The sequence below is a fragment of the Arthrobacter pityocampae genome (assembly GCF_002927275.1).
GTDB classification, from domain to species: domain Bacteria; phylum Actinomycetota; class Actinomycetes; order Actinomycetales; family Micrococcaceae; genus Arthrobacter_D; species Arthrobacter_D pityocampae.
The window spans coordinates 449,766-468,567 of record NZ_PRKW01000003.1 but is presented as its reverse complement, the minus strand read 5'-3'; the positions used below and the strand labels follow the sequence as shown (position 1 = coordinate 468,567).

Annotated in this window: 17 protein-coding genes; 7 read left to right on the top strand and 10 right to left on the bottom strand. The window is 71.4% G+C overall.

Features of this window, described 5'->3' with window-relative positions:
• Window position 1: 1 nt before the first annotated feature.
• From C4K88_RS08530 to C4K88_RS08520, 3 genes are read right to left on the bottom strand one after another with little or no spacing between them, the layout of a single operon-like run.
• Window positions 2-745 (bottom strand): MBL fold metallo-hydrolase, encoded by a 744-nt coding sequence (locus C4K88_RS08530; protein ID WP_104121193.1) that lies wholly within the window; start codon window positions 743-745, stop codon window positions 2-4.
• A 32-nt stretch (window positions 746-777) separates the two neighbouring features.
• Window positions 778-1,512: an SOS response-associated peptidase gene (locus C4K88_RS08525; protein ID WP_104121192.1), complete on the bottom strand. Its 735-nt coding sequence runs from the start codon at window positions 1,510-1,512 to the stop codon at window positions 778-780.
• A 16-nt stretch (window positions 1,513-1,528) separates the two neighbouring features.
• Complete coding sequence (locus C4K88_RS08520; protein ID WP_104121191.1) at window positions 1,529-1,939, bottom strand: DoxX family membrane protein; 411 nt, start codon at window positions 1,937-1,939, stop codon at window positions 1,529-1,531.
• Between the two features lie 281 nt (window positions 1,940-2,220).
• Here C4K88_RS08520 and C4K88_RS08515 point away from each other — a divergent pair, with 281 nt between their 5' ends.
• Window positions 2,221-3,090: a phosphodiesterase gene (locus C4K88_RS08515; protein WP_438502337.1), complete on the top strand. Its 870-nt coding sequence runs from the start codon at window positions 2,221-2,223 to the stop codon at window positions 3,088-3,090.
• 108 nt (window positions 3,091-3,198) lie between these two features.
• Here the strand turns inward: C4K88_RS08515 and C4K88_RS08510 are convergent, their stop codons facing one another.
• The 4 genes from C4K88_RS08510 to C4K88_RS08495 all read right to left on the bottom strand — a co-directional run bounded on the left by C4K88_RS08510 (window position 3,199) and on the right by C4K88_RS08495 (window position 7,650).
• Entirely contained in the window at window positions 3,199-4,005 is an 807-nt protein-coding gene (locus tag C4K88_RS08510; RefSeq protein ID WP_104121189.1) for an MSMEG_6728 family protein, read from the bottom strand.
• A 42-nt stretch (window positions 4,006-4,047) separates the two neighbouring features.
• Window positions 4,048-5,694 (bottom strand): stealth family protein, encoded by a 1,647-nt coding sequence (locus C4K88_RS08505; protein ID WP_174705219.1) that lies wholly within the window; start codon window positions 5,692-5,694, stop codon window positions 4,048-4,050.
• A gap of 68 nt (window positions 5,695-5,762) precedes the next feature.
• Window positions 5,763-6,932: a glycosyltransferase family 4 protein gene (locus tag C4K88_RS08500; RefSeq protein ID WP_104121188.1), complete on the bottom strand. Its 1,170-nt coding sequence runs from the start codon at window positions 6,930-6,932 to the stop codon at window positions 5,763-5,765.
• A gap of 85 nt (window positions 6,933-7,017) precedes the next feature.
• Entirely contained in the window at window positions 7,018-7,650 is a 633-nt protein-coding gene (locus tag C4K88_RS08495) for a DUF1684 domain-containing protein (protein WP_104121187.1), read from the bottom strand.
• Window positions 7,651-7,723: 73 nt separating this feature from the next.
• Between C4K88_RS08495 and C4K88_RS08490 the strand changes: the two genes are divergently transcribed.
• Window positions 7,724-8,476 (top strand): sulfite exporter TauE/SafE family protein, encoded by a 753-nt coding sequence (locus C4K88_RS08490; RefSeq protein WP_241521784.1) that lies wholly within the window; start codon window positions 7,724-7,726, stop codon window positions 8,474-8,476.
• 74 nt (window positions 8,477-8,550) lie between these two features.
• Window positions 8,551-9,831, top strand: a complete 1,281-nt coding sequence (locus tag C4K88_RS08485) for a cell division protein PerM (protein ID WP_104121185.1) — start codon at window positions 8,551-8,553, stop codon at window positions 9,829-9,831.
• A 22-nt stretch (window positions 9,832-9,853) separates the two neighbouring features.
• On the opposite strand, the gene C4K88_RS08480 is transcribed toward C4K88_RS08485, so the two are convergent.
• Entirely contained in the window at window positions 9,854-10,312 is a 459-nt protein-coding gene (locus C4K88_RS08480) for a hypothetical protein (protein ID WP_104121184.1), read from the bottom strand.
• A 39-nt stretch (window positions 10,313-10,351) separates the two neighbouring features.
• Between C4K88_RS08480 and purN the strand changes: the two genes are divergently transcribed.
• Complete coding sequence (purN, locus tag C4K88_RS08475) at window positions 10,352-10,942, top strand: phosphoribosylglycinamide formyltransferase (protein ID WP_104121183.1); 591 nt, start codon at window positions 10,352-10,354, stop codon at window positions 10,940-10,942.
• A 1-nt stretch (window position 10,943) separates the two neighbouring features.
• Window positions 10,944-11,960, top strand: a complete 1,017-nt coding sequence (locus C4K88_RS08470) for a magnesium and cobalt transport protein CorA (protein ID WP_104121182.1) — start codon at window positions 10,944-10,946, stop codon at window positions 11,958-11,960.
• 103 nt (window positions 11,961-12,063) lie between these two features.
• Here the strand turns inward: C4K88_RS08470 and C4K88_RS08465 are convergent, their stop codons facing one another.
• Entirely contained in the window at window positions 12,064-14,775 is a 2,712-nt protein-coding gene (locus tag C4K88_RS08465) for an alpha-amylase family glycosyl hydrolase (protein WP_241521783.1), read from the bottom strand.
• A gap of 156 nt (window positions 14,776-14,931) precedes the next feature.
• Here C4K88_RS08465 and C4K88_RS08460 point away from each other — a divergent pair, with 156 nt between their 5' ends.
• A complete protein-coding gene (locus C4K88_RS08460) occupies window positions 14,932-15,534 on the top strand; it encodes a DUF6318 family protein (protein ID WP_104121181.1) in 603 nt (200 codons plus the stop codon).
• A 36-nt stretch (window positions 15,535-15,570) separates the two neighbouring features.
• On the opposite strand, the gene C4K88_RS08455 is transcribed toward C4K88_RS08460, so the two are convergent.
• Window positions 15,571-16,923, bottom strand: a complete 1,353-nt coding sequence (locus tag C4K88_RS08455; RefSeq protein ID WP_104121180.1) for an MFS transporter — start codon at window positions 16,921-16,923, stop codon at window positions 15,571-15,573.
• Between the two features lie 220 nt (window positions 16,924-17,143).
• Here C4K88_RS08455 and purH point away from each other — a divergent pair, with 220 nt between their 5' ends.
• Window positions 17,144-18,745 carry a bifunctional phosphoribosylaminoimidazolecarboxamide formyltransferase/IMP cyclohydrolase gene (purH, locus tag C4K88_RS08450; RefSeq protein WP_193900724.1) on the top strand — a complete coding sequence of 534 codons (1,602 nt, stop codon included), beginning with the start codon at window positions 17,144-17,146 and terminating at the stop codon, window positions 18,743-18,745.
• The last annotated feature ends 57 nt before the right edge of the window (window positions 18,746-18,802 follow it).

Genomic DNA, 18,802 nt, shown 5'->3' with positions numbered 1-18,802 from the left:
CTCAGTGCCCGCCCACCTCGATGGCCTGCGCGACGGCCGACTCCACGCCCGCGAACCAGGGGAACCCGTGGCCCGGCAGGACCGTCCCGGCCCCCGTGGAGCGCAGTGCCTCCAGGGAGCCCAGCGCGGCCTGCATGTCGGCGGTGGCGGCGCGGGCGACGACCTGCGGGCCGGGGTGGCCCGTGTAGGGGTCGAGCGTGACGAGGGCGTCTCCGCTGATGACGGCGTCACGGTCCGGGAAGTACAGCGCGCAGTGGCCCTTCGTGTGCCCCGGCGTCGGGACCAGGACCGGCGAACCGGGGAGGGCCGCGGCGGTCCCGGGCGTCAGCGGCAGGGTGTCCTGCACCCCCCTGACCGCGACGGCGCCCGCGGCGGTCATGCGCAGCAGCCCGGGAACGGCGCGGGGATAGCGCAGCGGGTAGAGGAACGGGCTCCGTTCCCGGTCGTAGCTGTAGGGATGGGCGGCGATCCGGGCGTCGTCCGGGTGGCAGTGGACCGGGATGCCGTACCGCGAGCGCAGGTGCTCGGCCGTCCCCACGTGGTCGAAGTGCCCGTGGGTGAGGACGATGCCCCGGATGTCCTGCACGGTCCGCCCGATCCGGGTCAGTACCGCCAGGAGCAGTCCCTTCGAGCGGGGCAGCCCGGTGTCGACCAGGAGGAGCCCGTCGTCGTCCTCCACGAGGTACACGTTGGTCCGGGCGTGCTCCAGGTAGTGGATGCCCGGGGCGATGTCCGTCCTGATCATGCGTTTGCTCCGCTCGTCGTCATCCTCCGACCCTAGGCGCCCTCCGACGCTTCGGGAAGGGGGGCGATGAGGTCGGGGCCGTTGTTGCGCACCGACCCGACCTGCTTGCCGACGATCCGCGGGACGAGGGAGGGGTCCGGGATGGCGTCGAGCAGTTCCTGCACCGCGGGACGGGAGTCGTTGCGTGGATCCAGCCAGTCCCCGCGGAGATCCGGTGGGAGGATCACCGGCGTGCGGTCGTGGATCTCCCCGAGGGCGTCGCTCGCCGGCCGGGTGATGATGGTGCAGCTGACCACCCAGTCCCCTTGGGGGTGCTCCGGGGACACCGTCGCCGGGTCGCGCCAGAACTCGTAGAGCCCGGCGAAGCCCAGGAGCGCGCCGTCCGCGCCGTGCAGGTAGACCGGGGTCTTCGAGCCGTCGTCGTTCTTCCGCCACTCGTAGTACCCGTCCGCGGGGACGATCGCCCGGCGCTTGAGTGCGGCGGCCCGGAAGGACGGCTTGTCCAGCAGCGTCTCGCTGCGGGCATTGATCATCCGTGCCCCCACGGACGCGGACTTGGCCCAGGAGGGGATGAGGCCCCAGCGCGCCGGTTCCAGGCGGCGCGTCAGTTCGCCGGTGAGCGGGTCCAGCCGCTCGACGACGAGCCGCACGGTGTCGGTCGGCGCCACGTTCCACGACGGCCGGATCTCCTCCTCGGCGGCCTCGTCCACCTCGAAGGCGTCGATGAGGTCCGCCCGGCTCCCCGCGATGACGAAGCGTCCGCACATGCCTGTGTCCTCCCTGCTACTTCTTCCGGCGGTCCAGGATGAGGGCCAGGGCGATACCCGTCATCCAGCTGTCCTTCGCGAGGGCCACGCCGTCCGGGCTCGGACGGACGCCGTCCTCCAGCGTCATCTCGGGGGTCCTGAAGTACATGGTCAGCATCCCGGCGGAGAAGGCCAGCAGTGCGAGCCCGGCAAGCCTGCTGGGGACGAAGGGGGCGAGGAGTGCCGAGCCGATCGTGATCTCGGACGCCGCGAGCATTGTGCCGAACTGCTGCGCCTCGAGCCGGCCGATCTGGGGGAAGGCCTTGGACGCCGCGGACTGCAGGTACGCGGCGGTGCCGGCGTCGAGCGACGTCTTCCCGAGGCCCGAGTTGAGGATGTAGGCGCCTGTCGCGAGGCGGAGAGGGATGTGCGTGATGCGGAAGCCCATGATGGTGCCCTTCTGCGGGGATGGTCGGTCGCTCGTGAGCCTACGGTGCGCGGTGCCGCCCCGCCAGTCTCCCGGGGTGGACGAACCCGCGCCCGCGCCCGGGCCCTCCCGACGCCACACGTTTCCTCGATGTTTCGCGCCGTGCCGCCGGAAGTTCGCAGACAGGGGCGCGGCCGTCTGGTTGGATTACAGACAAGCCAGCGTGCCCACCAGCTATCGGAGAAGGTTCCATGGTCCCCCGGACAGCAGAACACCCCCGGCCCCAACACTTCGTCCTGCACATGAGCGACACCCACCTGCTCGGCGGGGACGGTCCGCTGTACGGGGCGGTGGACAGCGAGCAGAGGCTGCGGGAGGTGTTCGAGGACCTCGAGGCATCCGGGGCAAGGCCGCACGCCATCGTCTTCACCGGTGATCTCGCGGACAAGGGCGAGCCGGGCGCGTACGCGAAGCTCCGCGCGATCGTGGACCCCGCTGCGGACCGTCTCGGGGCGAAAGTCATCTGGGCGATGGGCAACCACGACGACCGCGCCGCGTTCCGGGCAGGCCTCCTCGACGGGCTGCCGGACGGACGCCAGGACGCACCGGTGGACGCCGTGCACTTCGTCGACGGCCTGCGCATCATCACCCTGGACTCCACGGTGCCCGGGCGCCACCACGGCGAACTCGAGGACGGGCAGCTGCGCTGGCTGGCCGCCGAACTGGAGGTGCCGGCACCGCACGGGACCATCCTGGCCCTCCACCACCCGCCCGTCCCCAGCGTCCAGGACCTCGCGGTGCTCGTGGAGCTGCGCGACCAGCGGGACCTCGCCGACGTCGTCCGCGGGTCGGACGTCCGCACGATCCTCGCCGGGCACCTCCACTACTCGACGACGGCCATGTTCGCCGGCGTCCCGGTCTCGGTGGCGAGTGCCACCTGTTACACGCAGGACCTCCTGTTCGACGGCGGGGGCACGCGCGGGCGGGACGGTGCGCAGTCGTACAACCTCGTCCACGTCTACGAGGAGACGATCGTCCACTCGGTGGTCCCCGCCGGGAGGCACGCCACGGTGGGGGAGCTGGTCCCCCGCGAGGAGACGCGGCGCCGGCTCGAGGCCCACGGCGTGACCATCCCCGAGGGCGGCCGCGCCCGGCGTCTCACCTCGGCCTGACCGGCGCCTCACCTCGGCCCGACAGGCGCCTCACCTCGGCCCGCCGGACCGCTCGACCAGACAGCCCGACCGCGCAGTCCGACCATGCGGCCCGATCACGCGGTCCGGTCAGATGCTCAGGGCGTCGGGGATCCCGACGCCGAAGAACGTCCGCGGATCCTGCAGCAGGGCCGGCGGGTCGAGGTCGGAGCGCCGGAGCGCGCCGTGCAACCGGGCCGTCCGGACCAGGCCGTCCTCGTGCATGAGGACCGGGCCCAGGCATCCGGTGCGGAACCGCAGACCCTCTGCGTCGGGGATCGCGACGGCGTCCCCCTCCTGCACGGACTCCTCGAACGCGTGCAGCTGCCGCTCCCACTTCGGGGACGCGTTCCCTCCGTGCGGTGTGGACGGCATGAGCAGGACGGCGTCGGTGCCGGCGTCTCCGGCGGTCGCGCCGCCCCGCCAGATCCACAGGCGCCGACCCACGGGATCGACGGGCAGGCGCTCGCGGTCCGGCGCGGGCCAGACGTAGGGGAGATCCTCCGGGACGCCGGGGAACCGAGCCCGGTAGATCGCCGGGGCTTTCTGGACCAGATTGGACCGGTGGCTCTCGTGCAGCGCAGGGTCGCCGAACCAGGGCGGCATCGGCACGTCCGGCTCCTCCAGCACGCGCGGGGCGAACTCGAGGATCTGCCGGTGGGTGGAGTCGGCATGGCCGCGCGCGACCCACTCGGCGACCATGGCCAGGCCGTAGAGGGTCAGCGCCGGGACGTGGCCCATCCACATGCGGATGGCCGGGTGACGCCGCCACCCGTAGTCGGGGATGACGAGCGCGCGCAGCGCCTGCAACGTCTCGACGCGCTGCTTGCCGAGCCTCGCCTGGTCCAGCACGCGCGCGCTGGCCGCGAAGTCGGGGTAGGGCAGGAAGGTCTGCATCGCGTCAGTCTGGCACGCGCCCCCGACACCCCGGCGGGAGGCTCAGACCTCCCAGGGAGCCTTGACCGGGAAGTACTTCTCGAGGAAGTCCGTCACGAGGTGGGCCCGCTCCTCGGCCGGGACCTCCGGGAAGCTGCCGTCGTTGAGGCAGAAGAAGTCCTGGTTGCGCTTGTCCAGCATCTTGTTGAGGCTCTTCAGCCCGGACCGCAGCGTGGTGTCCACGTACTTCACCTTCGCCATCTCCTGGGTGACGGCGCGGCCGGTCAGCAGCGCGTAGTAGTGGTACAGCGAGTTGGTCACCGAGATGTTGTCCTTGGCGCGGAACCGTGAGGCCGCCGTCGCCGCGAACTCGGCGGCGAACTCCGCCTCCATCTCCAGCAGGACGCTCTTCCGCAGGGGGGCGGCGGTGTGCTCGAGGTGGCGCGTGGTGATCCGGCCGAAGCGCTCGTGCAGGAGGCGGCGGTTCACGCGGGCGGCGTTCTCGAAGCCGCTGCGCTCGGCGTCGTTGTCGCCGAGGCCGATGCGCGTGTCCGCCTCGATGAACTTCGTGACCCCGCCGGGGGAGAAGAACATGTCCGGGGCCACGGGGCGGCCGAAGAACATGTCGTCGTTGGAGTAGAGGAAGTACTCGGAGAGGCCCGGGATGTGCTGCAGCTGTGCCTCGACGGCCTGCGAGTTGTGCGTCGGGAGGACGGAGGGGTCCCTGAAGTGCTCCTCGGACCGCACGAGCGTGACGGAGGGATGGTCGGCGAGCCAGGCGGGGCGGTCGGAGTCGGTGGCGATGAAGATCCGGCGGACCCACGGCGCGAACATGTAGACGGAGCGGAGGGCGTACTTGAGCTCGTCGATCTGCCGGAAACGTGCCTCGTGGTCGTCGCCCTCACCGACCACCACACCCTCCATGCGGGCCGCCCGCGCCGCCCGGTACTCGGGGCTGCTGCCGTCCACCCAGGAGAAGACGAGGTCGATGTCGAAGTCGATGTCCGTGGCGTGGTCGGCGAACATGTTGTCGATCGTGGGCCAGGTGAGGCCGTGGCGTTCCACCTCGCCGCGCACCACCTCGGCGGCGGGGAGGGTGCGGCGGGTGAGGGAGTTCTCCACCGGCAGTTCGATGGCGCTCCCGCCGAGCGCCCACAGTTCGATCTGCACGCCGGCGGACGGGCCGTACGCGAGCCCGCCGAGGGGCTCGATGCGCGGGCGGAACAGGCGGAAGATGCGGGCCTTGCCGCTGCTCGAGAGGTGCCCGTCACTCACGAGGAGGGTGGTGCGGCGCTTCGTGTCCACGGTGCGGGAGTAGAACGGCTCGTCCCGGCAGGCCTCGACGAGCGCGGCGCGCAGCTTCTCGCGATCCTTGAGGTCCACGGCGATCACGGGCCGCTCGTCGTTGCCGCGCACCAGCAGGAACCCGATGCCGGCGTCGTCGAGCGCGCGGCGGATGAACAGGAGGTCCTCGACCATCGCCTGGTGCGGCGTGCGGTCCTGGTTGATCAGCGTGAAGCGTCGCTTGACGGTCGTGATGTCCGTGCGGCCCTCGAGCCGGGCCACCGCCGCGCGAGATGCCGACTCCAGGATCTCGGCTTCATTCTCCGGCTCGGGTGCGCCGAAGTAGATGTCGTGTTGGGCGGCCGTGTCTGTAATCGGAACCTCCGGAGAGTGGGTGGGGTAGCTCCCATGATAGGGCCTGCGCACGCGTCACGACGGCGGTCGGGCACCATACTCTCTTCGGGCGGCCGCGTCCAGCGGTTCAGGCACACGGATCAGCCGGGCCGGGACGCCCGCCGGGCCCGGGGTGCGGGGTCGACCCGCTGCTGCACCCCGATGGCCCTCCCGTAGTAGGTCACGAGCTGCTCGCAGAGCACGGGCCAGGTCCGGCCCTGGACGGAGGTATGCGCGGCCCGGCCGAACGCGCGCCGCTTGGCGTCGTCGCCGACGAGGTCGACGACGGCGGCACGGAGTCCCTGCAGGTCGCCGGGGGTGTAGGTCCAGCCCGTGCGCGACGGATCCACGAGGTCCAGGGGGCCGCCCCGGCCCACGGCGACGACCGGGACGCCGCACGCCATGGCCTCCTGGATGGTCTGGCAGAACGTCTCGGACTCGCCGGGGTGGACGAAGAGGTCGAAGGACGCGACCATGCGGGCGAGGTCCGTCCCGGTCCGGAATCCGGCGAAGTGCGCCCTCGGCAGCCGGGCCCGGAGGCTCTCCTGCTGCGGTCCGGCGCCGACGATGACGAGCCGTGTCCCGGGCAGGGAGTCCAGGACGGCGAGGTCCTCGACCTGCTTCTCCGCCGCGAGCCGGCCCACGTAGCCGATGACGCGCTCGTGCGGTTGCGCGACCGTCGCCCGCCACGCGGCGTCGTACCGGGCGGGCGAGAACCTCTCGGTGTCGACGCCCCGCCGCCACAGGTGCAGCCGCTGCACGCCGCGGGAGCCCAGCTGCTCCAGTGCGAACGTGGACGGCACGAGGGTGAGGGTGGAGGCGTCGTGGATGTCCACGACCCGCTGCCACAGCCGGGGCTCCAGCCAGGGGACCCCGTACCGGGCGGCGTAGGCCGGGACCTCGGTCTGATAGACGGACACCGTGGGGACGCCGAGCTGCGCACACGCCTGCACCGCCCGCCGGCCGAGGACGAACGGCGAGGCGACATGGACGACGTCGGGCCCGAAGGCGGCGAGGACGCGGCGGACGCGGGCGACGGTCCCGGCGGCCAGCCGGACGTCGGCGTACCCCGACAGGGCCACGGACGGGAGCAGGTGGACGGGGAAGCCCTCCACCCGGGACGGCGCCGGTTCACCGAGCCGGGACGGCGCCGGCGCGATCACCAGCACGTCGTCGCCGCGGGCCCGCAGGTGCGCGAGCACCTCGAGCAGCGAGTGGGTGACCCCGTTCATGTGGGGCAGGAACGATTCTGCGACGACGGCTATCCTCACACCCCCACGCTCGCCCCTGCAGGAGGAGGACGGGCCGCCGCAGGATGGCCCCGGGGTGAACGTCGGACGAACTGCGGCGTCCGGGTCAGTACTCCCGGTAGAGCTCGCCGACCGGGACGTCGTCCACGAGCCGGTTGTCAGGACCGGGCAGGGGGCAGGCCCACGCCTCGTCGTAGGCGCAGGACGGGTTGTAGGCGAAGTTGAGATCCACCACGAGGTGCCCGGGCCGCCCCTCGCCCAGGTGGGCGCCCTTGACGGTGTCCAGGACATAGCGCCCCCCGCCGTACGAGCCGCCGGGCCGGCCGGACGTGCCGTCGCGCAGCGGCAGGAACAGCCCGCCGCCGTAGGAACCGAGCTTCCACAGGGCGAGCTTCCCGAGACCCGGCAGCACCACGCTGCCGAGGCGGCCGAACGGCACGACGCCGTCCGTCCCGGTCGCGACGTTCATCGCCTGCCCCGCGCCGTCGTCGTCCACCTCCGCCTCGAACCGGAAGGCCGGGTCGTAGGGTGCCACCGCGAGCCCGGCGAAGGATGCCAGCGCACCGTTCCGGAGGGCCGACGCCGGGTGGGTGCGGAACAGTGCGTCGCGGCCCTCGCGCCAGAGGGCGTGCGACGCCTCGGGCGAGGAGGACGCGGCGCGCTCGCGCACCTCGTCGTAGAGCCGGAAGACCCGCTGGCGCCAGTCCGCCGTGGCCAGTGCGGTGGTCAGGGCTGTCATGAGCCCAGCGTACCGCCGTCACGGGCGGCGGCCGGGGGAGGGGGAAATGGTTGCCCGGGCGTACTGTAGCTGGGTGACTCTCGGCATCTTCTGCATCGTCCTGGCCTCGATCCTCGTGGGCGCCATCGCGCAGCGGATCGCCGGCCTGGGGTTCGCGCTGCTGATCGCCCCGTTCCTCGTGATCATCCTCGGACCGCACGAGGGCGTCCTCCTCGTGAACCTCTGCGGCGTGGTGTCCTCGGCCATCATCGTGGGCCGGGTCTGGAAGGACATCGACTGGAGCATGTTCCGCTGGCTCGTCGTCCCCTCCCTGTTCGGCTCCATCCCGGGGTCCTTCCTCGCGGTGGCCCTCCCGTCCGCTCCGCTGTCGGTCACGGTCGGCGCCGTGGTCCTCGTGGCCCTGACCGTCTCCCTGGTGCTCCAGCGATCCGACGTCGTCGTGCGCGGCAACGCGCCGAAGGCCGTTGCGGGCTTCGCCGCCGGCGTCACCAACTCGATGGCCGGGGTGGGCGGCCCGGCCGTCAGCGCGTACGCCCTCCTCGCGCGCTGGCCCCAGCGTCCCTTCGCCGCGACGCTCCAGCCCTTCTTCGTCTGCATCGGCTCGGTGACCCTCGTGACGAAACTGCTCCTGGACCCGGCCCAGGCGCCCGTCCTCGCGCCGTGGATGTGGATCGCGATCGGACTGGCCATCGTGGCCGGCATCGTCACCGGGGAGAAGCTCGGCCGCTTCGTCCGTGACGACCAGGCCCGCCTGTTCGTCATCGTCATCGCCTTCATCGGGGCGGGCCTCGCCGTCGTCAAGGGCATCGTCGACATCGTCGGCTGATCCGGCGCCCGTGCGACCTGCCCGGCCCGCGTCGGTGGGCAGCGGGAGCCCGTGTCGGTGGCACCATGGAAGGGATGAAAATCCCCACCAAGCCCCGCGCCCTTCCCATGCCCCTGTGGCTCCAGGGGGTGCTCGAACTCGGACAGGCCGCCGTGATCTCGGCCCTGCTCGTGGTGCTCCCGGTCGCCGCCGTGTGGTTCACCGGGGGGTTCGCGGACCGGACGGCGGAGTCCGCTGCCCGCCTCGCCGGACAGGGCTGGCTCCTCATGCACGGGGTGCCCCTCGTACTGCACTTCCCCCCGGGTGTGGCCGGGGCCGAGGCCGTGTCGGGGCTGCTGCGCGTCGTCCCCCTCGGCCTGATCCTCGTCCCGCTCCTCCTCGCCTGGCGCGCCGGGCGGCGGCTGGCCCGGGCGTCCTACACCGACCAGCTCTGGCAGGCGCTGCTCGGCGCCCTCGTCACCTATGCGGCGATCGGCGCCGGCATCGCGTACGTGTCGGGCACCCCGGACGCCTCCGTCCCGCTCGCGGCGGGTGCCCTGATCCCGCCCGTGGCCGCCGGTATCGGGCTGATCACCGGCGCCTACCGTGAGGCGGGCGCCTGGAGCCGCCTGGTGGGCGTGGACTTCGCTGCCTGGGTGGGCCGTGCCAGCCAGCATTCCCGCTGGGCGGGCTCCTACGCCTGGTCGGTCATCCGGTCGGGCTTCATCGCCGTGCTGGTCGCCGCAGGCCTATCGGCCACCCTGCTCGCCGTCGCGATCGGGCTGAACTGGGCCGGCATCGCCGCGATCTACGAGCGCATCGACGGCGGGATCGCCGGCGCGACCGTCGTCACCCTGCTCCAGCTGGGGCTCCTGCCCAACCTCGCGCTGTGGACGCTGTCCTGGTCCACGGGCGCGGGCTTCGCCCTCGGTACGGGCAGCTCCCTCACGCCGCTGGCCAGCACCGTCGGCCCCCTGCCCGCCCTGCCCATCCTCGGCGCGCTCCCCGCGGGCACCCTCGACTACGGGTACGCGGCGCTGGCCATCCCGGTCCTCGGCGGGCTCCTCGCCGGCTGGTGGTTCTTCCGCGAGGGCGAGAACCACTTCGACGAGTGGCTCGTGCTGCGCAGCAGCAGGCGGTGGCTCACCGCGACGGCATCCACCCTCGCGCTCGCCGGACTCATCGGCATCGCCGCCGGACTGTTCGGTGCCGCCGTCGCCCTGCTCTCGCGGGCCTCGCTCGGCCTGGGCCGCTTCACCGATCTGGGGCCGGACCCGCTGGCGCTCGGCCTGTGGCTCGCGGTGGAGGTGGCCGTCGGGGCCCTGGTCGGGCATGCCCTCGGGCCGCTGCTGGAACGGGAACCGCGGCGGCGCTGACTCCGCGCCGGACCGCGCGATCCTACGCTCCGAAGACGTCGAGGCTTCTCAGCCCGTCCTCGCAGTCGCTCTGCGCCTGCAGGGTGAGGGCCCGGGACATGCAGTCCTCGTAGGTCCGGGTGACCGGCCAGAGGAGCACCGACGCGGCGGTACCCGCCGTGAGGAACAGGGCGGCGGCCAGGCCGAGGGACGTCGCGAGCACGACGAACCGGGGGAACTTCGCGCCGACCGCCTTCACGAGCGCGACGACGCCGGCCGCGAGGGCGAACAGCGCCAGCACGAGCGCGATCACCTTCCACGGCAGCACGAGGCCGCTGGTCAGCGCCGCCCCGAGGAGTGCCAGGAGGAACAGGCGCAGCCAGAGCCGGGCGGAGGAGGCGCGGACCGCCGCGGGATCCTCGGGTGCCGTTTGCTTGGTCCCGGCACCTCGTGATGCGGTCCGGTCGGTGTCCTGCTGCCTGGTGGTTCCTCGCCTCGCCATGGTTCAACCCTAGGCGAGGCGAGACCCTAAGGTTGAGTCATGCGCATCGTAGTCCTCGTCTCCGGCTCCGGCTCGAACCTCCAGGCCGTGATCGACGCCGTCGCCGCAGGCCGCCTCGCCGTCACCGTGGCCGCCGTCGGGGCCGACCGTCCGGGCACGGGCGGCGTCCGGCGCGCGGCCGCGGCCGGGATCCCGACGTTCGAGGTCGACTTCCGGCAGTACGGCGACCGGGCGGACTGGAACCGCGCCCTCACCGAGGCGGTCGCCGCGCACGAACCGGACTACGTGGTGTCCTCGGGGTTCATGCGGATCGTCGATCAGCACTTCCTCGACGCGTTCCCCGACCGCTACCTCAACACCCACCCGGCGCTCCTGCCGAGCTTCCCCGGCGCCCACGGGGTCCGCGACGCCCTCGCCTACGGCGTCAAGGTGACGGGCTGCACCGTCATGATCGCCGACGCGGGCGTGGACACGGGCCCCATCCTCGCCCAGGCCGCCGTCGCCGTCCTGCCCGGGGACACGGAGGAGACGCTCCACGAGCGGATCAAGGTGGAGGAGCGCCGGCTCCTGATCGAGACCCTCGCCGCACTGGCCGGCGATCCCGCGGGCGCCGTCGGGAACGGGGCCTGAGGTGCCCCTCGTCGCGAACGCCGTGTACGTCGGCGGGAAGAAGCGCATCAACCCCGACACCCTGGACCAGACGTTCGAGCTGATGCGGGACAGCGGCGGCATGGGCTGGATCGGCCTGTACCGCCCCGAGCGGACGGAGATCCAGGCGGTCGAGACCGAGTTCGGGCTGCATCCCCTCGCCGTCGAGGACGCCACCAACGGGCACCAGCGCGCGAAGCTCGAACGCTACGGCGACACCCTGTTCGTGGTCCTGCGGCCCGCCCGCTACCTCGACGCCGAGGAGAAGGTGGAGTTCGGCGAGCTGCACATCTTCATCGGCCAGGACTTCGTGGTGACCATCCGGCACGCGGAGTCACCCGACCTCGGGATCGTGCGGCGGAGGCTCGAGGCGGATCCGGAGCTGCTCGGCGCAGGCCCCCAGGCCGTCCTGTACGCGATGCTCGACCAGGTGGTGGACGAGTACGGGCCCGTGGTGCTGGGTCTGGAGAACGACGTCGACGAGATCGAGAACGAACTGTTCGGGGGAGCCCCCGACGTCACGCGGAGGATCTACGAGCTGCACCGCGAGGTCATCGAGTTCCAGCGCGCCACGCAGCCCCTGGAGACCATGATGGACGCCCTGCTCCGGGGCTCCGACAAGTACCGGATGGACGACGAACTCGCGCGGAACCTCCGGGACGTCCAGGACCACGTGATCCGCGTGGTCGAGCGTGTCAACACGTTCCGCACGCTGCTGCAGAACGCCCTGACGGTCCACTCCACGCTCGTCGCCCAGCGCCAGAACGAGGAGATGACCCGCCTGACGGAGACATCGCTGACGCAGGGCGAGGAGGTCAAGCGCATCTCCTCCTGGGCGGCGATCCTCTTCGCCCCGACCCTGATCGCCTCGATCTACGGGATGAACTTCGACGTCATCCCCGAGCTGCACTGGGGTCTCGGCTACCCGTTCGCTCTGCTGCTCATGGTCGCGATGGGCGGCGGCCTGTACTGGGCGTTCAAACGCAACGACTGGCTCTGACCCGCACCTCGTCCAGTGCACCTCGTCGACCGGGCCTCTTCCCCTGACATGCCGACGGCCGGGACGCGTGGTCCCGGCCGTCGGTGCGTGCGCTCCGGACGAGCTAGCGCGTGCTGATCACATGGGTGCGGTGGTCGTACACGAAGGTGACCGGACCGCCCGCGTGCTGGAGGACGATGTTGCTGCCGTCACGGCCGCCGCCGGCCCCGTAGTTCTCCGTCCAGCTGCGGTCCAGGGCCGCCTTGTACTCGTAACTGCCGGCCGGCAGGTCCGCGACCTCGAGGATCCAGGTCTGCGAGGCGGCGTCGAAGCTCATCTGCGCCTGGTCGCACGCCGGGTCCCAGTCCCCGCCGCACCCCAGTTCGGAGTCGAGACTGCCGGCCACGGCCACGGTGCCGGGCTGCTCGATGACCGAGCCGACCGTCACGGTCCGGATGTCGCTCACGGACGTCCCGAGGACGGCCCGGTAGCGGACCTGGGTGCCCTCGGCGAGGTCGAGCGCCGCGAGATCGTCGACGGCGGTGTAGGTCGGGGACGAGTCGTCCGTGCCGATGGCCGTCCACGCCCCTCCGGCGACACTGCGCTCGAGGGTCACGGCGTACTCGGAGTTCTCCGGGCTCGCCGTGGCGGTCACCTCGACGTCGCCGGAGACCTGCGTGCCCTCGGCCGGAAGACCCATCGTCAGCCGTGCCTGCGGCACGGTGGCGGACGCCGCTGCGGAGGTCCGCGTATGGCGGGCGTTGTCGAGCACCACGGCGCGGTACTCCACGGCCGTTCCGGCCGGCAGGGCGCTGGTGTCGTGGTAGACGCTGTACGGTGCGTTGTCGTCCGTGCCGATGCTCGTCCAGGCGGAGCCCGGGGTGCGGGCCTCGAACGTGACCTCGTAGAACGAGGAGCCGGCGACGTCGGCGGCCACCTTCATGCGGCCGTTGTCCTCGACGGCGGGGGCCGGCGTCTGCAGGCTGATCGCCGGCGCGGCCTTCGACTTCGGGATGTTCCCCTTCAGCTCGTAGACCACGGTGGACAGCGCGGGAACGGTGACCGTGAGGGTGCCGTCGGCCGCGGACTTCGCGTGCTTCGGGGCGTCCCCGTGGACGAGGCCGAAGGTGCGCTTGCCGGCGTAGGTGGGGATGGCCGCCGTCGCCGGTTCGGTGCTGTTGTTCAGCGCGACGACGTACTCGCGCTGGTCCTTCGCGTCGGTGCGGGAGAACGCGTAGATCCCCGGGCCGTCCGAGGCATACCGGTGCTGGTGGGCGCCGTTGCGCAGGGCCGGGTGGTCCTCGGTGATGTCCGCGAGGGTGCTGATGCTCCGGTAGAGCGGGTGGGTTTCGTCGAAGTTGTCCGTGGCGTGGGTCGCGTCGGTGCCCAGCAGGTCGTCGTCGAGGTACTCGGGGACCTGGCTCGCGAACAGCGTCTGCCGTGCGTCCTGGTCACCGCCGGGGCCGGTGAAGCCCTGCTCGTCGCCGTAGTAGATCACCGGGTTGCCGCGCGAGAAGTACATCAGTTCGTGCGCGAGGGTGTCCCGTGCCACCAGCTCCTCGTCGGCCGCGCCCGGGTTGTCGCTCGCGATGAAGCTGCCGATCCGCCCCATGTCGTGGTTCCCGAGGAACGTCGGCAGGCTGTAGGCGTTGGAGTCCGCGTCGGTGTACCAGTCGTCGCCGGCGAAGAAGCGCTCGAGGTCCGTCGCCGGCGCGCCCTGCGAGGCGTAGCCGCGGGCGGCCGCCTGGAACGGGAAGTCGAGGACGGACTGCATGCGGTTGCGGGTGGTGAACTGCGAGGTGAAGGACTTCGTGGTGTCGAAGACCTCGCCGAACATGAAGAACTCGTCCTTGCCCTGCTCCTGCGCGTAGGAGAGCACCTCCGGGCCGAACTCCTGCCAGAACTCGTCGTTGACGTGCTTCATGGTGTCGATTCGGAAGCCGTCCACGCCGAAGTCGGCGATCCACGTCTTGTAGATGTCGATCATGCCGTCCACCACCACGGGGTGCTCGGTGGAGAGGTCGTCGAGGCCGAAGAAGTCGCCGTAGAAGGAGTCCTCCCCGGCGAAGGTCGTGTCACCCCGGTTGTGGTAGAGCGTCGGATCGTTCAGCCATTCCGGGACCTTCAGGTCCTTGTCGGCCTCCGGCACCACCGGGACGTACGGGAAGGAGGTCTCGGCGTCGAGCTCGGGGAAGGTGTCCGTGCCCGCGTAGTCGCGGTCGTCGAAGGGGGTGCCGGCGGCGTCGCGGTAGGGCTCCTCGTCCTTCGAGATGTAGGGGGCGCGCTCGCCGGCGTCGTAGCCGATGACGTCCGCGGTGTGGTTGGTGATGATGTCGAAGTAGACCTTCATCCCGCGGGCGTGCGCGGCGTCGATGAGCGTCTTGAGATCCTCGTTGGTCCCGAGGTGCGGATCGATCTGCGTGAAGTCGGTGATCCAGTAGCCGTGGTAGCCGGCCGAGTTGTCCTCGGGCTGCACGGCACGGTTCTTGAAGCTCGGGGTCAGCCAGATCGAGGTGGTGCCCATGCCCTGGATGTAGTCCAGTTCCTGGAGCAGGCCCTTGAGGTCACCGCCGTTGTAGTAGCCCTTCCGGGTGGGGTCGAAGCCGGACACCGACGGGTCGGGGCCGAGCCCGCCGTCGTCGTTGGCCGTGCTGCCGTTCTGGAAGCGGTCGGCCATGACGAAGTAGAAGTTCTCGTCGGTGACCGCCGAGCGCAGCGAGTGCTGGGCCGAGGCGGAGCCTTCGGGGGTCTTCGGGGCGGCAAGGGCGGGCGGTGCGGCGACGGAACCGGCCACAAGGGCGGTCAGCACGACGACGGTGGCGTGGCGTGGTCTCACGGGGTCTCCTTCAAGGGGGGTCGGGAACCAGCGTGTCCGACGTCACACGGGGAGTCAATCCCAGACGAGTAATTTACACGAAAAGGGTTTCAGGGGCCCTTAGGGTGGTAGTGGCCTCAGGCCACCACTGATCCGTCGAGCACCGTTGGGAATCCCATGACCTTCTTCCGCAGCGCGGCCACCGCCGCACTCGCCCTGCTGGCCCTGACGGCCTGCGCCGCCCCGTCCTCGACCGCGCCGGGCACCCCGGCCGATGCTTCGCCGTCGCCGGCCAGTTCCTCGGCCGCCGCCGCCAACATCAAGGAGCCCGCAACCAACGAGCTCGTCGGTAAAGCGACCGCCGACGGCGCGCGGGCGTTCCTCTACTACTACTTCGACGTGAAGTCCTACGTCCTCCAGACCGGGGACGACGCCGCGCTGCTCGACCACGTGGACGGTGCCGCGGGGGAGCAGGCCGAGGCGGAGCGGCTGCGCACCGTGTACGCGGACGGCGGCTGGGTGCTGGGCGGCCAGCCGAAGGTGGAGAACGTCTACCTCACCACACCGGAGGAGGACGTGGTGGAGGGCGCCGACGTCGCCGCCCTGATCCCCGTGAACCCGGACGCGTACACCGAGTTCGCACAGGACGGCTCGATCGCCACGCAGCGCCCGTTCTCTCCCGAGGGCACCGTCTACAGTGCCACGGTCCGCTTCGCCGACGGCGCCTGGAAGGTCGTCTCCCTGGAGGAGACCCCGGACGCGGAGCTGCCCGAGTCCTGACCCGAGCGCGCCGGGCCCGGTTCGCCGGGCGCCCGGTCAGCGCAGCCGGGCGGCCTTCGTCTCGGGTGCGTTGAACGCCATGAACACGACGGCGAGGACCACCAGCGCGCCGATGAGCGCGAATGTGAGCGGCAGGCCGAGGACGGGCCACAGCAGGGTGCCGAAGATCAGCGGGACGAGGCCGGCGCCGATCCGGGAGATGGTCGACGCCCAGCCGAACCCGCTGCCCCGCAGCTCGGTGGGGTACAGCTCGGAGACGTACGTGTAGAGCACCGGGATGGCCACCTGCACCACGAAGCCGAACGCCAGCAGCCAGGCCGTGGCGACCGCCGGGAGGTCCAGGGTCAGCGCGAAGACCACGAGGAGCGCCGCCGATCCCGGGCCGGTGATCGCCAGCAGCCACTTGCGGCCCACCCGCTCCACGAGCAGGGCCGCGGCGATGACCCCGAGGAAGCCGACGCCGGTCATGAACGTGGTGGTGATGAACGCGACGGACTGGGCGTAGCCGGACGCGATCAGGATGCGCGGCATCCACGTCAGCGCCCCGTAGTAGACGAGCAGGATGGTCAGGAACAGGCTCCACGCCGTGAGGGTGATCCGCCAGTTGTAGCGCCAAAGGCCCGTGAGCTGCCCGGAGATGCTCCCCAGCGAGAGACGGGGTGTGTCCTCGGGCTCCGGCAGGCGCCACGCGCGCTCCTCGCCGCCGGTCCTCGCGACGAGGTCGTCGATGACGGCGCGGGCCTCGTCACGCCGGCCGCGCTGCACCAGGTACAGCGGGGACTCGGGCACGCCGCGGCGCACCCAGAACACGAGGAGCGCCGGCAGCACCATGACGAGCATGGTGTACCGCCAGTCGCCGAACGTGGTGACGATGGCCGTCGTCACCACGCCGCAGAGGAAGGCGCCGATCGGCCACCACGCGTCCATCGCCGTCAGGACCCGGCCGCGCTGGCGCCGCGGCGTGAACTCGCCGACGAGCGCGTAGTCCACCGGGATGCATCCACCCAGGCCGAAGCCGGCGAGGAACCGGAAGACGCAGAACCACACGATGTCCGGGGAGAACGCCCCGAGCACCGTGAAGAGGGCGAAGACGAGCAGGGTGAGCGTGAACGCCTTCTTCCGGCCGATGATGTCCGCGACGGAGCCCCATACGAAGGCGCCCACGGCCATGCCGATCAGGTTCGACGTCGCGATCCACGCCGCCTGGCCGGGGGTGATCCCCCAGTCACCGATCAGCAGCGGGATCAGGTAGGCGTTCAGGGTCACGTCCCAGGCGTCGAACATGAAGCCGAGGCCGCCGATGAGGAAGATCTTCCCCTGGACCTTCCAGCGCCAGGGGAGGTCCTGCACCACCTGGTCGCCGGTGGGGAGTTGCGCGTCGATGCTCATGGTGGCTTTCGGGGAGGGAGCGGGTACTGCGAGAACTGTACGCAGCTTTCGTCGCCGGGACTTCGCCGAGAGGGCAGAAATGACCGCGGAACAGGCGTTCGGTCGGTCTTTTCCGACTTCCCGGCGTTGCGGTGAGCGGCCCACGTCATCTCCGGCTACCGGCCGGAGCGCCCCTATAGACTGGGGGGCGACCCCAGCGAACCGACCTACGGAGTTCTGCGTGAGCCTGCCCCACCTCGACCGTGTCCCCATCCGCCGTGCACTCATCTCGGTGTTCGACAAGACCGGCCTGGAGGAGCTGGCGCAGGGCCTGCACCGCGCGGGCGTCTCCATCGTCTCCACGGGCTCGACCGCGCAGCGTATCGCCGCGGCGGGCGTCCCCGTCACCGAGGTGTCCGAGGTGACCGGCTTCCAGGAGACCCTCGACGGCCGCGTGAAGACCCTCCACCCCAAGGTCCACGCCGGCATCCTCGCGGACCGCCGCCGCCAGGAGCACATCGACCAGCTCGCCGAGCTCGACATCGAGGCGTTCGACCTCGTGGTCGTGAACCTCTACCCGTTCGTGGAGACCGTGCGCTCCGGGGCGGGGCCCGACGACGTCGTCGAGCAGATCGACATCGGCGGGCCCGCGATGGTGCGGTCGGCGGCGAAGAACCACCCGTCGGTCGCCGTCGTCGTCGATCCCGCGCGCTACGGCGACGTGGTCATCGCTGCCGCGGAGGGCGGCTTCGACCTGACCGCACGACGCCGGCTGGCCGCGCTCGCCTTCGCGCACACCGCCGCGTACGACACCGCCGTCGCGTCGTGGACCGCGGAGCAGTTCGAGACCGAGGACGGCTTCAGCTGGCCCGGGTACGCGGGCCTCGCCCTCGAGCGGTCCGAGGTGCTGCGCTACGGCGAGAACCCGCACCAGCAGGCCGCGCTGTACGTCGAGAAGGGCGCCACGCCGGGCATCGCCCAGGCGGACCAGCTGCACGGCAAGGCCATGAGCTACAACAACTTCGTCGACGCCGACGCCGCCCTGCGCGCGGCCTTCGACTTCGACGAGCCCGCCGTCGCGATCATCAAGCACGCCAATCCGTGCGGCGTCGCCGTCGGGTCGGCCGGGGCCGAGGACCCGATCGCCGACGCGCACGCGAAGGCCCACGCCTGCGATCCCGTCTCCGCGTTCGGCGGTGTCATCGCCGCGAACCGCGAGGTCACCGCGGGCATGGCACGCACCGTGAAGGAGATCTTCACGGAGGTCGTGATCGCCCCTGCGTTCTCCGCCGAGGCCGTCGAGATCCTCTCCCAGAAGAAGAACATCCGGCTCCTGACCCTGCCCGAGGGCTACGGGCGGCACCCGGTGGAGTTCCGCCAGGTGTCCGGAGGCGTGCTCATGCAGGTCGCCGATGCCCTCGACGCCGACGGCGACGACCCCGCGGGGTGGACCCTCGCCGCCGGTGAGGCCGCCGACGACGCGACACTCGCCGATCTCGCGTTCGCGTGGAAGGCGTGCCGCGCCGCCAAGTCGAACGCCATCCTGCTCGCGCACGACGGCGCGTCCGTCGGCGTCGGCATGGGCCAGGTCAACCGGGTCGACTCGTGCAGGCTCGCCGTCGAACGGGCCAACACCCTCGGCGGCACCGAGCGCGCCCGCGGGTCCGTGGCGGCGTCGGATGCCTTCTTCCCGTTCGCCGACGGCCTGCAGATCCTGCTCGACGCCGGTGTCCGCGCGGTGGTGCAGCCCGGCGGGTCGGTGCGCGACCAGGAAGTGATCGACGCCGCGAACGCCGCCGGCGTGACCCTCTACCTGACGGGTGCGCGCCACTTCTTCCACTGACACGTGCCCGTCGTCGGCGCCAGCCCGTGTCGTCCTCCGTCGTCCCCCGGGCGCAGC